The 17782-nt window shown below is 67.8% G+C and carries 13 protein-coding genes; 5 read left to right on the top strand and 8 right to left on the bottom strand.

Annotated features, from left to right (window positions below):
• Positions 1–61: 61 nt before the first annotated feature.
• The 4 genes from ASE58_RS04060 to ASE58_RS04045 are packed head-to-tail and all read right to left on the bottom strand — an operon-like array spanning position 62 to position 4456.
• Positions 62–1798: a tannase/feruloyl esterase family alpha/beta hydrolase gene (locus ASE58_RS04060; protein WP_156347596.1), complete on the bottom strand. Its 1737-nt coding sequence runs from the start codon at positions 1796–1798 to the stop codon at positions 62–64.
• 14 nt (positions 1799–1812) lie between these two features.
• Complete coding sequence (locus tag ASE58_RS04055; protein ID WP_055818008.1) at positions 1813–2340, bottom strand: DUF3237 domain-containing protein; 528 nt, start codon at positions 2338–2340, stop codon at positions 1813–1815.
• 55 nt (positions 2341–2395) lie between these two features.
• Positions 2396–3373: an alpha/beta hydrolase gene (locus ASE58_RS04050; RefSeq protein WP_055818006.1), complete on the bottom strand. Its 978-nt coding sequence runs from the start codon at positions 3371–3373 to the stop codon at positions 2396–2398.
• A gap of 21 nt (positions 3374–3394) precedes the next feature.
• Positions 3395–4456, bottom strand: coding sequence for an alpha/beta hydrolase (locus ASE58_RS04045; protein WP_055818004.1), 1062 nt, complete (start codon positions 4454–4456; stop codon positions 3395–3397).
• Positions 4457–4721: 265 nt separating this feature from the next.
• Here ASE58_RS04045 and ASE58_RS04040 point away from each other — a divergent pair, with 265 nt between their 5' ends.
• Positions 4722–7085, top strand: coding sequence for a TonB-dependent receptor (locus ASE58_RS04040; RefSeq protein WP_162233501.1), 2364 nt, complete (start codon positions 4722–4724; stop codon positions 7083–7085).
• A gap of 34 nt (positions 7086–7119) precedes the next feature.
• Here ASE58_RS04040 and ASE58_RS04035 read toward each other — a convergent pair whose 3' ends face one another.
• Positions 7120–8070 (bottom strand): LysR family transcriptional regulator, encoded by a 951-nt coding sequence (locus ASE58_RS04035; RefSeq protein ID WP_235515893.1) that lies wholly within the window; start codon positions 8068–8070, stop codon positions 7120–7122.
• 113 nt (positions 8071–8183) lie between these two features.
• Here ASE58_RS04035 and ASE58_RS04030 point away from each other — a divergent pair, with 113 nt between their 5' ends.
• A complete protein-coding gene (locus tag ASE58_RS04030) occupies positions 8184–9287 on the top strand; it encodes an aromatic ring-hydroxylating oxygenase subunit alpha (protein WP_082467643.1) in 1104 nt (367 codons plus the stop codon).
• A complete protein-coding gene (locus ASE58_RS04025; protein ID WP_055817998.1) occupies positions 9284–10516 on the top strand; it encodes an NAD(P)/FAD-dependent oxidoreductase in 1233 nt (410 codons plus the stop codon). Before ASE58_RS04030 ends, ASE58_RS04025 begins: the two co-directional genes overlap by 4 nt.
• 197 nt (positions 10517–10713) lie before the next feature.
• Here ASE58_RS04025 and ASE58_RS04020 read toward each other — a convergent pair whose 3' ends face one another.
• The 3 genes from ASE58_RS04020 to ASE58_RS04010 all read right to left on the bottom strand — a co-directional run bounded on the left by ASE58_RS04020 (position 10714) and on the right by ASE58_RS04010 (position 15439).
• A complete protein-coding gene (locus ASE58_RS04020; protein WP_055818214.1) occupies positions 10714–11166 on the bottom strand; it encodes a MarR family winged helix-turn-helix transcriptional regulator in 453 nt (150 codons plus the stop codon).
• Between the two features lie 58 nt (positions 11167–11224).
• Entirely contained in the window at positions 11225–12487 is a 1263-nt protein-coding gene (locus tag ASE58_RS04015; protein ID WP_055817996.1) for an MFS transporter, read from the bottom strand.
• 114 nt (positions 12488–12601) lie between these two features.
• Positions 12602–15439 (bottom strand): TonB-dependent receptor, encoded by a 2838-nt coding sequence (locus tag ASE58_RS04010; protein WP_055817994.1) that lies wholly within the window; start codon positions 15437–15439, stop codon positions 12602–12604.
• 234 nt (positions 15440–15673) lie between these two features.
• On the opposite strand from ASE58_RS04010, the gene ASE58_RS04005 reads away from it, so the two are divergent.
• Positions 15674–17053, top strand: a complete 1380-nt coding sequence (locus ASE58_RS04005; RefSeq protein ID WP_055817992.1) for a pectate lyase family protein — start codon at positions 15674–15676, stop codon at positions 17051–17053.
• A complete protein-coding gene (locus tag ASE58_RS04000; protein ID WP_055817990.1) occupies positions 17050–17781 on the top strand; it encodes a ThuA domain-containing protein in 732 nt (243 codons plus the stop codon). The genes ASE58_RS04005 and ASE58_RS04000 overlap by 4 nt, the downstream gene beginning before the upstream one ends.
• Position 17782 lies beyond the last annotated feature (1 nt).

Raw genomic sequence — 17782 nt, 5'->3', positions numbered from 1 at the left:
TCGGCGCCCGTCGTAGAAGAAACAGCGGGACCCCGGGTCATGCCCGGGGTGACGATGGGGGTTAGGTCACCGCCTTGCACTCGAACGCCGCCGCCTTTTCCGTATCGGTTGCCCCCGCGACCGGCCGTGCGACGAGCGGGTAGGGGCAGAGCGGGCGGGTGCGGCCGGGCCATGGGGTCATCGGGCCGGCGCTCGCGTCGATCCGGTCGGGGGCCTGTCCCTGTTCGACCCAGCGGACCAATGCGCCCAAGCCATCGAACTGGTCGGTCGCCGGTCCGCCCTGACAATGCGCCATGCCGGGCACCGGGAAGACCCGGACGAACGACGCGGCCTGTCCGCCGTTCTTGCCGTCGACATCGTTCCACCACGCGATCGTGTCGTTGATCGAGAAGACCGGATCGGACGCGCCATGCGGCACGATCATCCGCCCGCCATGCTTGCGAAACCGGCTGAGGTCGCTCGACCGTGCGGCGATGTCCTCCCACGCCGATCGCGGAAAGCCCGGCGCGGTGGCGTGGATCTTGGCCGGATCGCGGTCGAAGTCATAGGCCATGGCGAAGTCCATCCCCGCCTGCGGCCCCGGACCCAGCGCGCGCGGCGGCGTGGAAAAGATGGTCGCGAGGGCCGGCGCGCCCATTGCCGCATTGATCGCGGGGACGGCCGGGGTCGCCAGCCCCATCTTCCAGATGCGCCAGCCATTATCGGCCATGCCGGCATCCCACGGGAAGTAGGCATAGAGCGCCTGTCCCCGGCTGTCGCGCGGGCCGCCGAACGCGCGGACCATCGCATCGATCTGTCCGGGGGCAAGGCAGCTCTGGTTCTTCTGTCCGCTGCATTGGCGGGCGCGCAGTTCGCGCACGACCTCCGCCGAGCCGCACTGGGCGAACGCGCCGACCAGCCCGTCGGCCAATCCATCCTTTGCATCGCACGCCGCCAGCACCGCCTGCCGCGCGAGCAGCAGGTCGCCGTCGGAAAACGCCTGCGCCAGCCGTGCGACGGGCACGCTCTTCTCGCCGGCTGAGCGGACGATGGCGGCATAGCTCTGCGTATCCCATGCCTCGGCGATCGCCGCCTTGGGCAGCGCAAAGCCCGGCGCGGCGGCGAGGATGCCGTCGAACGCCTCCGGATAGCGCTGGGCGAAGGCCATCCCTTCCTGCCCGCCCTTCGAACAACCTGCGAAATAGCTGTGCGCCGGGTCGCCGCCGTAACGCCGCTTCAGGATCGCGCGGGCCGCGTCATAGCTGGCCTTCAGCGAGGCATGGCCATAGTCGGCGCGGGCCTGCGCATCGAAGCCGAACGCCACCGCGCCGCCGCGTGCCGGATCGACATTGGTGTCGTTCGAATGCCCTGAATCCTGGCTGATAACGGCAAAGCCCTGCGCCAGCGCGGTCTGCCCGGCGTTGAGCAGCCCGATCGCCGATCCGATATCGCCATTGGTGCCGCCGCCGCCCTGGAACAGGAACCGCCGGTTCCACTGGTCGGGCAGCCGCATCCGGAAATGGATGGCGTATTTCTGTCCGTCCTGCCCGGTACGTTCGCGCAGCACGCCGGTCACCTCGCAATGCGCGGGGAGCGGCTGCGTCTTGGCCCCAAAGCCCAGGTCGAGCACCAGCCCGGCGGCACGGTCGTCGGCGGTCAGGACGCGCATCGTCGGATCGCTCCAGCCGCCGCCCAGCAGCGCGGCGCACCCCTGCGGCGCGGATGCCTGCGTCGTCGCCATCGGCGGGACCGGGGTCGCACAACCGGCCAGCGCCGATCCGGCGAGGATCGCGGCGATCGTGATCGATCGTTGCATCATGGTGCGCTCCATCGTCATGCCAGTTGATAGACGGTGATGCGCACCGCCGCGCCGTCGGCCGGATCGGCGGGGCCGACCGTGCCGAGGAAATTGCCCTGGTTCAGCCATTGATGCTTGCCCAGCGGTACTTCGAACACCGGGGTGGTACGCACCTGTCCGTTGAACACGATCCCGCGATTGGTGATGTGGATCAGCGTGCCGTCGGCCTCGCGCATCAGATAGGCGGCCTCCAGCACGGTCGATCCGTCGGCGCGGACCAGTTGCCAATCCATCCCTTCGGGCAGGATCGTGCCGGAAATGCGCGGGCCGGCGAAGCGGCCGCCGGTGATCGGGATGCGGATACGCTTGCCCAGCGGGGTCGCGCCGACCTCCTCCGCCTTGCCCAGTGTCACGATCGCTTCATAGGCGAAGGTCAGGCCGATGCTGGTCAGCCGCTGGGGTGCCGCGGCGGCACCGGCGGGCAGTGCCGCCGCCCCCGCCAGCGCGGCAGAGGCGCCGAGCATCGATCGTCGCGTCCATCCGTCGATCATCGTATCCGGCATCCTCGCTCCCCTTGGTCTAATTGTTATTTAGAATAGCTAAAATGCGTCGTCAGGGTCAATTGGCCTTCGCGAATTCGCGCTGGAGCCAATGGTCGAATGTCTCGACCCAATGGCCGGCGGGCAGGGTGGGCGATCCGACGCCGAAGCCGTGGCCGCCTTCGGCCAGGAAATGCGCCTCGACCGGGCGGCCGGCGCGGCGCAGCGCGGCCATCATCGCCAGGCTGTTGTCGGGGACGACCGCGCCATCGTCCATCGCGTGCAGCAGGAAGGTCGGCGGGGTGGTCGCCGTCACATGATCGGCGGGCGAGCGGCGTGCGACCAGCGCCGCATCGGGCTTTGGCCCCAGCAGCCGTTCGGCGGACAGGCCGTGGGTAAAGGGCGGGGCGGCGGCGATCACTGGATAGATCAGCGCGGCGGCATCGGGGCGGGCGTCGATCCGGTCGGTCGCATCGCGCGGGGGGTAGACCGGTTGCGCGAAATCCGTTTCCAGCGTCGCGGCCAGATGCCCGCCCGCCGAGAAGCCCAGCACCGCCACCCGGTGCGGGTCGAGGCCGTCCTTGCCCGCCGCCGCGCGGACCATGCGCAACCCCCGCTGGGCATCCTGCAACGGTACGTCCGAGCGGTTGGCCCAGCCTTCGCCCGGCAGGCGATAGACGAGGACATAGACGGTATAGCCCAGCGCATTCAGCCGCCCGGCAATGTCGACGCCTTCGTTACCGATCGACAGGAAATCATAGGCCCCGCCGGGGATCACCAGCACCGAAGCGCCATTGGCGCGCGCCGGGCGGAAGACGCGCAGGCCCGGCCGGTCGATATTGCGCAGGAAGGTGGCGGGGCTGTCCGCCGGAACCTTTACCGGTCGAAAGCCGCCGCCGGGCGGGGTGCCGGTCCATAGCGGCACGAACGGTGCGGCGGTCCATGCGGCGGGCGGGGCGGGACGTTCAGCCACGGCACCCTGCGCGGGAACGGCGCCGGGCAACAGGCCAAGCGAGAGCAGCAACGCGGCGCGAAGGGGCAGGGAACGGGTGGCCATGGGCAATATCCTGTCGGAGAATCATGTCGCCGTGCCATCGGACCCGAAGGCCCGGCGCAGCGCCGCGATCTTGGCGGCGGTGAAGCGCCTGGCAAGTCCGGTGTCGGGGGCGACCGCATCGAACCCGTGAAACCCGCCCGGCGTCACGACCAGTTCGGTCGGCACGCCCGCCACGATCAGCCGCCGGGCATAGTCCACGTCCTCCTCGACGAACAGGTCGACCGATCCGACCGCGATGAAGGTCGGCGGCAGGCCCGACAGGTGGCGCACCCGCGCCGGCACCCCGGCGGCGGGCACCGCCGCGCCGCCGGGTGCCTGTCCCAAAAAGCAGGTCCAGCCAAAGATATTGGCGGGCGCATCCCATCCGATCCGGCCGATGAACGGCGGCACCGCGCGCGTGCTGCCGGTACGGTCGTCGAGCATCGGATAGATCAGCACCTGCGCGCAGAGCGGCACGCTGCGCCGGTCGCGCGCCATCAGCGCCAGCAGCGCGGCATGGCCGCCGCCGGCACTTTCGCCCATCACCGCGATCCGTGCCGGATCGACGCCGAGCGTCGCGGCATTGGCGTTGAGCCACAGCAGCGCGGCATGGTTGTCGGCGACCGACCCGAGATAGGTCGTCTCGGGCGCCAGCCGATATTCGACGGTCACGACCACGCAGTCGAGCTGCCGAGCCAGGTCCTGGCATTGCAGGATCGATCCCTTGGCCGACCCGACGATATAGCCGCCGCCATGGGTGTGCAGGATCGCGGGGCGGCGCGTGCCGGGTTTCGCGTTGATGACGTACACCGTCACCGGCGGCTGGCCGGCGGCGCCGGGAATGCGGCGTTCGACCTGGGGGATGTCGGTCGCGGGCGGCGGCTGGGGCCCGGCGCGCATCGTTCGATAGGCCTGCGTGATCGGCGGCATCGCGGCGACCATCGCCTGAATCTGTCGCGCGGCGGGGCGCAGTTCGGGGGCGACCGCCGCGATCGGGTCGATGGCAGTGGGCGATACGGTGTTGGCCAGCGCCCCTGTCGGCAGCGTCGCGCCGAGTCCGGCCAGCGCCGCACCGCGTAGAATGTCCCGTCGTTCCAGCGTCATCCCACTCTCCCACCATATCCCCACGCGCACGATTCTTCGCCGATCGTCCTGCGCCATGGCTATGATCGATAGCGTTTTTTTCTGTCGCTGCAACTTCCGTTTGCAAACGATTGAAAAGATAGCTATGACGTATTGCAGTTGGAGGATGCCAACGGAGGAGAGATCGCCATGCGGGACCGCCGCATGGTCGGCCTGTCGCGCGTCGCGGCCGGTCGCCATCCCCTGTTCGTGTCCGTCAAACCTGACCGACACCGGGGAGATGATGATGCGTAGATGGACGTTGCTGCTGGCCGGGACCGCGCTGTTGCCGACGACCGCCTGGGCACAGGATGCCGCGCCGCCCGCCGAACCGACCGCCGCCAGCGACGACAGCGCGGTCGGCGACATCATTGTCACGGGGCAGAAGACATCCGAACGCCTGTCGCGCGCACCGATCGCGATCAGCGTGGTGTCGCAGGATGCGCTGACCCGGCAGGGCGTCGATTCCGCCTCGGCGCTGGCGACGACCGTGCCCAACCTGCAACTGAGTGCCAACGGGTTCGCGGTGCGCGGCATCGGCAGCAACAACAGCTTCAGCGGCTATTCGACCGTCGCGACGCAGATCGACGGCATCTACGAACCCTCGGCACAGGCGCTGTCGTTCGGGCTGTACGACCTAGGCGCGGTGGAAGTGCTGCGCGGGCCGCAGGGCACGGTCTATGGCCGCAATGCCACCGCCGGCGTCGTCAACATCAACACCGCCGACCCGCGCAAGACGCGCGGCGTCACCGCCGATCTGCAGGTCGGCCGCTTCAACGAAGTCCGCGCGCGGGCCGCAGTCGACCTGCCGGTCAGCGATGCGTGGCGGCTGCGCTTTGCCGCCTATCGTCAGGTCGACGACGGGGTGGACGATCATTTCGGCGCGCGCCACGGATACAGCAAGACCGACCAGTCGGGCCTGCGCGTCACCTCGCTGCTCGATGTCGGGCCGGTGACGTGGCGGCTGTCGCTGAACTATGGCCGGAACGAAGGGACGATCCCGGCCAGCTACCTGACCAGCATCAACACGTACCCGCAGGGGAACCTCGCCGCCGGCACTTTTGGCCCGCGGACGGTGATCGAGACCGACGCGCTGAACGTCGGGCAGGCGGCGGTGACCGACAACCGCATGGACCTCGAATACTACTCCGCCCGCTCGCGGCTGGCGTGGCAGGTCGCCGATGGCCTCTCGCTCACCTATCTGGCGGGCTATACGCTGCTGAAGAACGACGGTGTCGACGCCGCTACGGGCGTGTTCACGCAGGAATCGATCGATCGCCGCACCGAAAGCTGGTCGCACGAGGTCGACGTCAATTACGATCGTGGCATCCTGAACCTCGTGCTCGGCGGGTTCCTGTACCAGGATCGCCAGCCCTCGGGCACGCGGCTGCTCCACGCCGGCGACACCGCGCCCGCGCCGTTCAACACCGTCTACAATTTGATCGGCGCGAAGGTCGCCGGGACCGGCACCGGCATCTCGACGATCAGCGGCGTCGATGTCGTCACCAGCTATCGCGGGCAGGGCACCAAGTCGCAGGCGGTGTTCGGGCAGGGGACGCTGGAGATCCTGCCGGGCCTGAAACTGATCGGCGGCATCCGTTCGACCTGGGAACAGGTGAATGCGCGCAACATCGAACTGGTCTGCCCCGGCGACACGATCAATCGGCAGAACATAACCGCCACGACCTGTCCCGGCATCCCGTTCGTCTTCGCCCTGTCGAACGACACCAACCGGCCGGAAGCAAAGTTCGACAATATCAGCTGGAAGGTGGGCGCCAATTACGAGGTCAGCCCGACCACGCTGGTCTATGCCACGGTCAGCACCGGTTTCCGCGGCGGCGGGCTGGAGGCGAGCGGCAATGCGCCGCAATTCCGCCAGTATCGCCCGGAAACGGTCACCAATTACGAAGCGGGCATCCGCACCACGTTGATGGGCGGCAAGCTGTATCTGAGCGCCACCGGCTTCAACATGGAGTATAAGGACCTGCAGGTGTCCAGCATCGTGCTGAACCCGCTGACCAACCAGGTGTCGGCCGTGACCACCAACGCCGCTACCGCACGCCTGCGCGGGATCGAGCTGGAGGCGAGCCTGCGCCCGACGTCCAATGACCGGATCAGCGGATACCTGTCCTACCTCGACGCGCGGATCAAATCCTTTGCCACCGCATCGGACAACCTGAATTCGGCGAGCGGCAACTACAACGCGTTCGCCCCGGCGTTCGGCTTCCGCCCGCTGCCCGCCAATCTCAGCCTCGATGCGTCGGGCAACCGGCTGGCCAATGCGCCGGAGTGGAGCGGGCGGTTCAGCTATGCCCACACCTTTGACCTGAGCAGCGGCGGGCGGGTGATCCCCAGCGTCGATTTCTATGCCCAGTCGCACACCTATAGCGACGTGCAGAATTACGCGCAGAGCCGGCGCGACGCCTATACCAAAACCGACCTGAACCTGCGGTTCGAGGATGCCGACGACCGCTATTCGATCACTGCCTTCGTCAACAATGTCGAGGACAGCCGCGTGCCCAACACGCTGGTGACGGTGTGGAGTTCGACCACCGCCAATTACGATCCGCCGCGCACCTATGGCGTGCGGCTGGGCATGAATTTGCGTTGATGCGGAGGGCCGGGGCGGCGGGGAGCCGCCCCGGTCATTCGCTGTAATCGGCCCAGAAGGCTGAATCGCGCGCCTGCGTCGGATCGCGGCCGATGAAGCATTCGGCGACCAGCTTGCGCAGCCACGACACCGCCGGATCGGTGTGCGAGCGGCGGTGCCAGAATTGCCGCAGTTCGACGCCGGGCACGGCGAAGGGCAGCGGCAGCAGCTTCAGCCCGAGCAGTCGCGCATAGATGCGTCCCACCGCCTGCGGCACGACCGTTATCATGTCCGACCCCGCGACCAGCAGCGGCACGCTCATGAAATGCGGCGAATGCAGCGCGATGCGGCGGTCGAGGCCCAGTTCGCGCACCTGCCGTTCGAACCGTTCCTGGCTGCGCCCCTCCTGCGATACGACGATATGGTCGGCCGCGAGGAACTGGTCGAGCGACAGTGCCTCGCCGATCGTCGGATGACGCCCCCGCACCAGACAGACGAAATGCTGCACGAACAGCGTCTGTTCGAACAGGCTGGCCGAATTGGCGTCGGTCAGATGGCCGATGGCGAGGTCGATCGTACCGCGCGCCATGCCGTCGACCAGCTGGGCGGGTTCGGTCGCCACCGACCGCACCGTCACGCCCGGTGCGCGCTCGCGCAGGCGCGCCATCAGGTCGGGCAGGAACACGAGGTCGCCGAGGTCCGACAGGCTGATGGTGAAGCTGCGATCGGAGCGGGCGGGGTCGAACCGGCCGGCGGGCAGGATTTCGGATTGGATCGTCGCCAGCGTGCGCAACACCGGATCGCGCAACGCCTCCCCCAGCGCGGTCGGCACCATCGCGCCGCCCTGTCGCACGAACAGGTCGTCGCCGAAATGCTCGCGCAGCCGGCGCAGCGCGATGCTGACCCCCGGCTGGGTCAATCCCAGCGCCCGCGCCGCGCCCGATACGCTCGCTTGCGAAAACAGGGCGTCGAGCACGCGCAGCAGGTTGAGATCGAGCGGTATCATATCCATGGCTTATACTGCGTATAACGATGATGCGCGATGCTTATGACGTGGCCGGGTGATAGCATCGGCGCATGGATCGAGAGCCGCCACCAGCGGCCGCACAGGAGCAGGACATGACCACCGATACCCTCGTCGCCCCGCCCAAGCCGCGCGTTGCCACCGCCGACGCGCCGCGCACGCCATGGCCGCGCAACGCGTGGTATGTCGCCGCCACCGCCGCCGAAATTACCGAAAAGCCGCTGGCCCGCCAGATCACCGGGCGGCGCATGGTGTTCTTCCGTCCGCAAAGCGGCGGCGTCGTCGCGCTGGAGGATTTCTGTCCGCATCGCGGCGCGCCCTTGTCGCTGGGCTTCGTGCGCGGCGATACGATCGTCTGCGGCTATCACGGGCTGGCGCTGAACTGCAAAGGACGGCCCGACAACATGCCGGGGCAGCAGGTCGACCGGTTTCCCTCCGCCCACAATTTCCCGGTGATCGAACGCTATGGCTTTGTCTGGGTGTGGCCGGGCGATCCGGCGGAGGCGTCGGCGGACAAGCTGCACCCGCTCCCCTGGGCGGAAAGCGCCGACTGGGCCTATGGCGGGGGGCTGTTCCACATCGCGTGCGATTATCGGTTGATGATCGACAACCTGATGGACCTGACCCACGAAACCTATGTCCATGCCAGCAGCATCGGGCAGAAGGAGATCGACGAAGCGCCGGTCAGGACCGAGGTGACGCCCGAAGAGGTCGTGACCAGCCGGACGATGGACGGGGTGACCGCGCCGCCGTTCTGGCAGATGGCGCTGCGCGGCGCGGGGCTGCCCGAGGATGCGGTCGTCGACCGGTGGCAGAAATGCCGCTTCGCCCTGCCCAGCCATGTGATGATCGAGGTCGGCGTCGCGCTGGCCGGGGAGGGCGGCTACGACGCCCCGGCGGACAAGAAGGCGGCGAGCATCGTCGTCGACTTCATCACGCCGGAGACGGAGACGTCGCACTGGTATTTCTGGGGCATGGCGCGGCAGTTCGCCATCGACGATGCGGCGTTGACCGACACGATCCGCGAGGGGCAGGGAAAGATCTTCTCGGAGGATCTCGACATGCTGGAACAGCAGCAACGCAACCTGACCCAGTTCCCCGAACGCAAGCTGCTGAAGCTGAACATCGATGCCGGTGGCGTGCGGTCGCGGTTGATGATCGACCGGGCGATCGCGCGCGAGCAGGCCGACGCCGAATGAGCGAGCGCCGGTTCGACGTGCTGATCGTCGGCGCAGGGCATGGCGGCGCGCAGGCGGCGATTGCGCTCCGGCAAAAGGGGTTTGCCGGCACCGTCGCGATTGTCGGCGACGAAGCCGAGCTGCCCTATGAACGCCCGCCCCTGTCCAAGGAATATCTGGCCGGGGAGAAGGCGTTCGAGCGCATCCTGATCCGCCCCGCCGCCTTCTGGGCCGAACGGTCGGTCGAGATGTTGCTGGGCCGCCGTGTCGCCAGCGTCGATGCCGATGCCCACCGGGTCGTGACCGACGATGGCGCGACCTTCGGCTATGGCCGGTTGATCTGGGCCACCGGCGGCAGCCCCCGCCGGCTGACGTGCAGCGGCCACGACCTGCCCGGCATCCATCGCGTCCGGACGCGCGCCGATGTCGATGCGATCATGGCCGAGCTGGACGGGGTGCAGCGGGTCTGCATCATCGGCGGCGGCTATATCGGGCTGGAGGCGGCGGCGGTGCTGACCAAGGTCGGCAAACACGTCACGCTGCTGGAGGCGCAGGACCGGGTGCTGGCGCGCGTCGCGGGTGCGCCGCTATCCGCCTTCTACGCCGCCGAACATCGCGCGGCGGGCGTCGACCTGCGTACCGGTGTCACGGTCGATTGCGTCGAGCGCGGCGACGGCGGCGGGCTGTCGGTGCGCACCGCCGATGGCGGCGCTTTCCCCTGCGAGATGGTGATCGTCGGCATCGGCATCGTGCCCGCCGTCGCCCCGCTGCTGGCGGCGGGCGCGGCGGGCGGCAACGGCGTCGATGTCGATGCGTGGTGCCGCACCTCGCTGCCCGATATCTTTGCGATCGGCGATTGCGCGGCGCAGGCGAACCGTTTTGCCGGGGATGCGCGCCTGCGGGTCGAAAGCGTGCAGAACGCCAACGACCAGGCGGCGACCGTCGCGACGCTGATCGCCACCGGCAACGCCCCGGCGCACGCCGCGCTGCCATGGTTCTGGTCGAACCAGTATGATCTGCGCTTGCAGACCGTCGGGCTGTCGACCGGCTATGACGATGCGGTGGTGCGCGGCGACATGGCCGCGCGCGCCTTTTCGATCGTCTATCTGCGGCAGGGGCGCGTGATCGCGCTCGATTGCGTGAACGTCACCCGCGACTATGTGCAGGGGCGCAAGCTGGTCGAACATGGCTCATCGCCGCCGCGCGACCGGCTGGCCGATGCGGGGGTGCCGCTGAAGGAACTGCTGTAGCGCCGATCGCTAAGAGCGGTTTTCGACCAGGTTGAACCGCCGTCATCGCCCTTCGGGCGACCGCTACGCGGCGGGGCGCTTTCGGTCCGATGCAGCGTTGCTCGTCGGTCACGATGCTTGGCATCGCTCCCTCCTCGCGCCTCGCATCGAACCGAAATCACCTCCGTGCCGGTGATCCAACCTGGTCGAAAACCGCTTTAGTCGGTCGTCACCGCGCGCTGTTCGATCCGCTCCAGCAGGTCGAGCAGCGTCGCCTTTTCCGCATCGCTGAAGCCCGCCAGCAACCGGTCCTCATGCGCCTCGATCCGGGCGATGCATTCGGTCAGCAGCTGCGTGCCGGCCGTCGACATGGTGAGGGTGAAGGCACGGCGGTCGGTCGGGTCGGTTTCGCGGACGATCAACCCGCCTTCGATCAGTTCGTTGATGAGCGGCACCATGTTGGCGCGCTTGATGCCCAGCAGGCGGCCGACCGTCCCCTGATTGATCCCCGGATTGTCGGCGACCACCGCCAGGATGCCCATCGGGATCTGGCGGACGCCGGTCCCGTCGAGCGTCACGGCAAAGTCGCTGGCAAAGACGGCGGAGGCCCGGCGCAGGCGATAGCCGACCAGCCGGCCGAGCGTCCGGGTATGGGGATGCGGTTCGGTCATGTTGTTTGCGAAGCCATGTTCCACGAACCGCGTCAAACGCAAATCGCAACCGGGTCGGTCAATGCCGGGGCGGACGCAGTGTCAGCAGGGCGGGCGCGACCGCCAGCGCGACGACCGCGATCATCGCGCCTGGCACCATCACCCATCCGCTCCATTCCAGCAGCCAGTGCGAGACGAGCGGGGTCAGCCCGCCAAAGATCGCGGTAGCCGCCGTGGCGCCCAGCGCGAGGCCGCTCAGCCGTCCTTCGCCGGGCAGCTGTTCGGCGGTCGCGACCGCGCCGACCGCGCTCATCGCCCCGCCCAGCGCCGCCAGCACCAGCGCGCCGATCAGTGCGGCGGGGCCCGCGCCCGCCATCCACGCGAACATCGTCATCGGCAGGATCGCGGCGGCGATGCAGATGGCGATCAGCACCGGCTTGCGCCCGACATGATCGGACAACAGCCCGACCAGCGGCGTGACCGCGATCACCATGACGGCAGCGGCGGTCGCCAGCCACAGCGCCGCCCCTTCGCCCATCGCGCCGGTACTGGTCAGGAACGAGGGCACATAGACGATGCCGACATAATAGGTGATCGACCCCAGCGCAGAGATCGCGAAGCCGCGCGCGATGGCGGCGCGGTGATGGGTGAGGGCATGGCCGATCGGATTGGCGGGCACCGATCCGTCGCGCTGCTGGCGTTCGAACTCGGGCGATTCCTGCAGCGTCGATCGGGCGATGCCGATCGTCGCGGCCAGCGCTGCGCCGAGGAAGAAGGGCACGCGCCAGCCCCATGCCTCCAGCTGCGCCGTCGACAGCCACGACACGACCGCCGCCGAAATCCCCACCGCCAGCAGCCCGCCGACCTCGCTCGCCGCCGAGGCCGAGGAGGTGATGAACCCGCGGCGATCGGGCCGCGCGCCCTCATAAAGATAGGCGACGACCCCGGTATATTCGCCGCCGACCGAGAAGGCCATGACACAGCGCAAGGCCAGCAGCAGCCACCCTGCCGCCGGCCCGATCGCGGCGCGCGTCGGCAACAGCGCGATGCCGAGCATGGCGATGGTCATCAGCGCCATCGACAGCAACATCATCCGCCGCCGCCCGAACCGGTCGCCGACCTGCCCGAACACCAGCGCGCCCAAGGGCCGCATCAGGTACGACACGGCAAACCCGCCCAGCGTTACCGCCAGCGAGGTCGCCCCCCCGCCATAGAACACCCGCGACAACAGCGTCGCGAGGTAGAGATACAGCGTGAAGTCGTACCATTCGACGACCGTCGAAAAGGCGGCGATCGTCATCGACCTGCGCGAAATGCCGTGCCGCGTGCCGTGGTCGTCCATCGCGCGTCCCCTTCGCGGGTCGTGGTGGACGGTTATCCGGGGAGCGGCAAGGGGGTTCGGGGAGTACGGTCGCCGTCGTGCGTGGCTACTTGTCCGACACGATGCCTGCGCCCATCAAATCTTGACCCGCGCCCCCACCAGCAAGGTCCGCCCGAAATGGTTGTTCTCGTAATTGCGGCGGGCATCGACGTCGGTGATCCGGCGGCGATAGGCGTCGGTCAGGTTCGTTCCCTCCAGCGACAGTTCGAGGAAATCGGTCAGCTTGTAGCGGATCGAGGCATCGACGTTCGCGATCGAGTCATAGCCTTCGAAGATATTGCCGGTGCCCGACCCGCCATCGACATACGGCCCACGATAGGCGACCGAGCTGCGCGCGCTGAACTTGGCATCCTCGTAATAGAGCGTCGCGTTGAACTGGCGCTTCGATACATTGTACAGCGTTTCGGTGCGGGTGACGTTGGGCAGGGTGCCGCCGGGCACCGTCGCCGGCCCTTGCTGCGTATAGTCAGCGCTCGACCGCACGAACGTCGCGTTCACGATCCCGCCGAAATTGTGCAGGAAGCCCGGCAAGAACCGGAACGGCGCTTGCAACGCGATCTCGATCCCGTCGAGCTTGGCGCCCTTGCCGTTGCCGGTGGTCGAGATCGTCCAGATATCCTGTGCCTGGAGTGCGGGGTTCAGCGCGGCGGGCGAGGAGGATACCAGCACGTTCGGCGACAGGCCGGTTTCGGTGAAGGTACCGCTGCGTGAAATCGCTACGGGGAAGCTCGCGACGTCCTTGCGGAACAGCGCGACCGAGAAGGCCGATTGCGGTGCGAAATACCATTCGGCGGCAAGGTCGAAATTGGTCGCGCGGAACGGTTCGAGGAACGGATTGCCGCTGGTCACGCGGAAGTTGAACCCGTCGGCCGATCCGCCCGGCGTCAGGTTGCCGAGCGAGGGGCGGGTAATGACCTTGGCGATCGCGCCGCGCAGGATGATGTCGGGCGTGGGATAGAGCGCGACGTTCAGCGAGGGCAGCCAGTCCTCGTAATCGCGCTTCACCGTCACGTTGACGCCGCTGTTGATGCCATAGGACGACTGGTCGGTGCGGACATAGCGGATGCCGGCATTGGCGGCGTATTCGAGGCCGAACACGGTGCCCTTGGCATCGAATTGCAGATAGCCGCCCTTCGTCTCCTCGGTCACGCCGCGGTTGTTGCCGACGTCGAGTGCCAGCGGGCGATTATACAGCCCGGTGAACTGCGTCGTCGCGTCGAGGTTCGGGATCAGCCACTGGGTCGTCGTGCCCGATGGGGTCTTTGCCCCCTTCAGCGTGAACAGGTCGGCCAGCTGCGGCGTCACCTGGAAGCCATAGATCGCGGTCGGGCCGAACGCGGTGCTGGCCGAACAGGTGATCGTGCCGAGCACGAGGTCGCGTCCGCCATTGCCGCACACCGATGTGTCGCGGGTAAACGACGTGGTGTCGTAGTCATAGCGCCGCCACACCCCGCCGACGCGGACCTGGAACCCCTCTGCCACGTCCCATTCGGTGCGCAGCTGCGCGGTCTTGAACTGGTTCACCACATCGGACGGGCGGTCGCGAATTTCGGCCAGCTGGAAATTGGCCGGATCGGTGACGCTGGTCCCGAAGGCAAGCAGCGGCGAATTCTTGTCACTGTAATCGTAGCGATAGCCCTGCGCATCGCGATCATCGAACACGACCGTCGTTTCGAGCGGAATGCTGGCGTCCGATTTCGAAAAGCCGCCGAGCAGGGTGAAGCGGAACGTGTCGCTGACGTCCTGATCCCAGGTGCCGCCGATCTGGTAGAATTCGGTCTGCGACTGGCGCAGATAATGTTCGGTGCGGACCCATGCGTCGTTCAGCGTTGCCGACACCATGTTGTTGTTCGCGTCATAGGTCGGGTTCAGCACGTCGATCTGCCGCTCGTTCGAGCGCAGCAGCACCTCGCCCCATTTCTCGCGACGATCGGCACGGAAGCGCGAATAGAGACCGTCGATCGACACCTTGGTCGCGTCGGTCGGCGCCCATTGCACGCTGCCGGTGATGCCAAGGCGTTCGCGGCTGTGCGTCACCTCGCCATAGCGCGGGATGCGCGGGTGGAACGACAGCGCCGCCTTGTCGCACGCGGCGCTGGAGACATAGGTGCCGCCCCGGTTCGGCGCGGTCCAGCAGCGGGTGCCGTCGACCGAATCGAACCGCGCCTGTGCCCAGCGGACGGTGTTGTTGCCGATCTCCTTGGTCACCGTATCCTGGTACGCGACCGACACCGACGCGCCGAGCGTGCCGTCGGGCGACTTCCATCCAAGCAGCCCGGCAAAGCGCGGGCCGACCGTCTTCGACAGGTCGTTGTAATTGGCGACCGCCGAGGCGGCGACGGTCACGCCGGTCTTGCCCGCCAGCGGGTTGCCGGTGTTCAGGTCGACGACCGCGCCCAGCGACCCTTCGTCCAGATCGGCCGAGGCGGTCTTGTGCACCACGATCGAGCTGAACAGTTCGGAGGCGAAGACATTGAAATCGAACGACCGGTCGCGATTGGCCGACGCCCCGTCGCTGGAGGTCGTGACCGTTTCCAGCCCGTTGACGCGGACACGGGTGAACTGTGCGCCGAGGCCGCGGACCGTGATCGCGCGGCCCTCGCCGCCGTCGCGCTGGATCGCAATGCCGGGAATGCGCTGTAGCGATTCGGCGAGGTTCTGGTCGGGGAACTTGGCGATATCCTCCGCCACGATTGCGTCGACCGCGCCGACCGACTGGCGCTTCACGTTCAGCGCGGCGTTCAGCGACGCGCGAAAGCCGGTGACGATGATCTCCCCCTCGGCATCGTCGGCGCTCTGTGCCGGCTCGGCCGGGGCGGGTACTTCCTGCGCGTGCGCCGCGCCGGCAACGGCGATGAGCGACGTCGCGGCGAGCAGCGCGCGAATGAGCCGACGATCGGTGCGAACTTCCATGGCAATCCCTCTCCCTGCGCGATGACACCGGGGGCATTTTGCTGCCCCGCAGGTCATCCAGCCTGTCGGACGCACGGTGCCCGGTTCGGCCCGTACCTCCGTCGATCCTCCCCGCGACGGTGCAATCCGCCACGAGAATCCGGTCTTGTTGTTTTCGGCTTGAGAAACCGGTGTCAACGCGACATTGTGCCGTCACGACGAAGCTGTCAAGAAGCGCGCGGAGAGGAAAACGATATGACCCGACGGATCGCCTTGGCCCTGTACGGCCTGCTGCCGATCGCGATGATCGCGACCGCTGCGCCGGCGCGGGAGGCCGCGACGCCGGCCACCGCGCGCGCGTTTCCGGGGGCACAGGGCTGGGCGGCGGCGACACCGGGCGGACGCGGCGGGCGGATCATCCGCGTGACGACGCTGGCGCCCGATGGCCCCGGATCATTCAAGGCGGCGCTGGAGGCTAAGGGCGCGCGCATCGTCGTGTTCGAGGTGGGCGGGGTGATCGATCTTGGCCGCACGACGCTGACCATCACCGAACCGTATCTGACCATCGCGGGGCAGACCGCGCCGTCGCCGGGCATCACGATCATTCGCGGCGGCATCGACATTCGCGCGCATGACGTGATCGTCCGCCATCTGCGCGTGCGGCCGGGCCTCGACGGGCAGCCCAAGCGGTCGGGTTGGGAAGTCGATGCGATGAACACCGTGTCGGCGCACAACGTCATCGTCGACCATTGCACGGTGAGCTGGGCGCTGGACGAAAACCTGTCCGCCTCCGGCCCGCGCTTTGCCGGCACGACGCCCGACGACTGGCGGCGCGGGACCAGCCACGACATCACCTTCAGCTACAATCTGCTGTCCGAAGGGCTGGCCGATGCGAGCCATCCCAAGGGGGAACATAGCAAGGGATCGCTGGTCCACGACAATGCGACGGGCATCCTGATCTGGCGCAATATCTATGCCCATAATGTCGAGCGCAGCCCGTTGCTGAAGGGCGGCGTGCAGGCGGCGGTGGTCAACAACCTGATCTACGACCCCGGCACGCGCGCGGTGCATTACAACCTGATGGCGCTGGAATGGGCCGGGCATGAGTATCAGGAGGGCAAGCTGTCGGCGGTCGGCAACGTGCTGCGCGCCGGGCCGTCGACCGATGCGAACCTGCCGTTCCTGATGCTAGGCGGCGATGGCGACCTGCGCTATCACGGGCGCGATAACGTCGCGGTCGACAAGCATGGCGGGCCGCTGCCGATGTTCGGGCGCTATGGGGTTACGCGGGCGAAGCTGATCGAGGTGAAGACTTCGCCGGTGTGGCCGACCGGCCTGCCGGTACTGCCCGCACAGGATGTCGAGACGCATGTCCTGGCCAATGCCGGCGCGCGGCCATGGGACCGCGACGCCGACGACATTCGCGTGCTGTTTTTCGTGGCCGAGGGGCGCGGAAAGATCATCGACGACGAACGGCAAGTGAGCGAATATCCCCATCCGGTGCCGACCACGGCGCCGTTCGTCGAAGGGGAGTGGGATCTGGTGACGATGGAGCCGAAATCGGGACGCTATCCGGGGCAGAAGGGGCCGATCCAGGAATCGCTGTCGGCGCGCGACCGGGCGATGCGGCAATGATCGTTCGGCTGGTCGTCACGCTGCTGGCGTTGCTGTTCGCGGTGCCGGGCATGTCCGCGCCGCGCGTGCTGCTGTTCCACCGCGCGACCGGGTTCGTGCATGATTCGATTCCCGTGGCCGTCGTCGCGCTGACCAAAATGGTACGCGACAAGGGGATGGAGCCGATCGCCAGCGACGATCCGGCAGTGTTCGATCAGCCGCTGCGCTATGCCGCGATCGTGCTGGTATCGACCACCACCGATCCGAAGCGGCCGGAGAGCGAATGGTTCGTCGGCCCGCGCCGCGATGCGCTGCAACTCTATGTCGAGGGTGGCGGCGGCATCGTTGCGATCCATGCGGCGGCTGATTCGCATTACAACTGGCCGTGGTATGCGCGGATGATCGGCGGGCGCTTTGCCCAGCATCCACCGGGCACGCCCGAGGCGGAGGTGACCCGGACCCCGCACCGCCATCCCGCGACCGCCGGCCTTCCAGAACACTTCCGCATCGCTGACGAATGGTACGGCTTTCGCGACCTGTCGACCGACATCGACCATCTGCTGACCTTCGACCCGCAGTCGATCGGCGCCACCGACGTGAACCCGAAGCCGCTGGCGTGGGCGCATCGCGTGGGGAAGGGGCGGGTGATCTACACCGGGCTGGGGCATCGCAAGGAAAGCTGGAGCGATCCGCGCGTGCTCGCCCATGTCGGCGGGGCGCTGGACTGGGCGACCGGACGGCGGCAGTGAC

Source organism: Sphingomonas sp. Leaf9 (assembly GCF_001421355.1).
Classification (GTDB): domain Bacteria; phylum Pseudomonadota; class Alphaproteobacteria; order Sphingomonadales; family Sphingomonadaceae; genus Sphingomonas.
The sequence above is the reverse complement of the archived record's forward strand: the minus strand, read 5'-3'. Positions and strand labels throughout refer to the sequence as shown.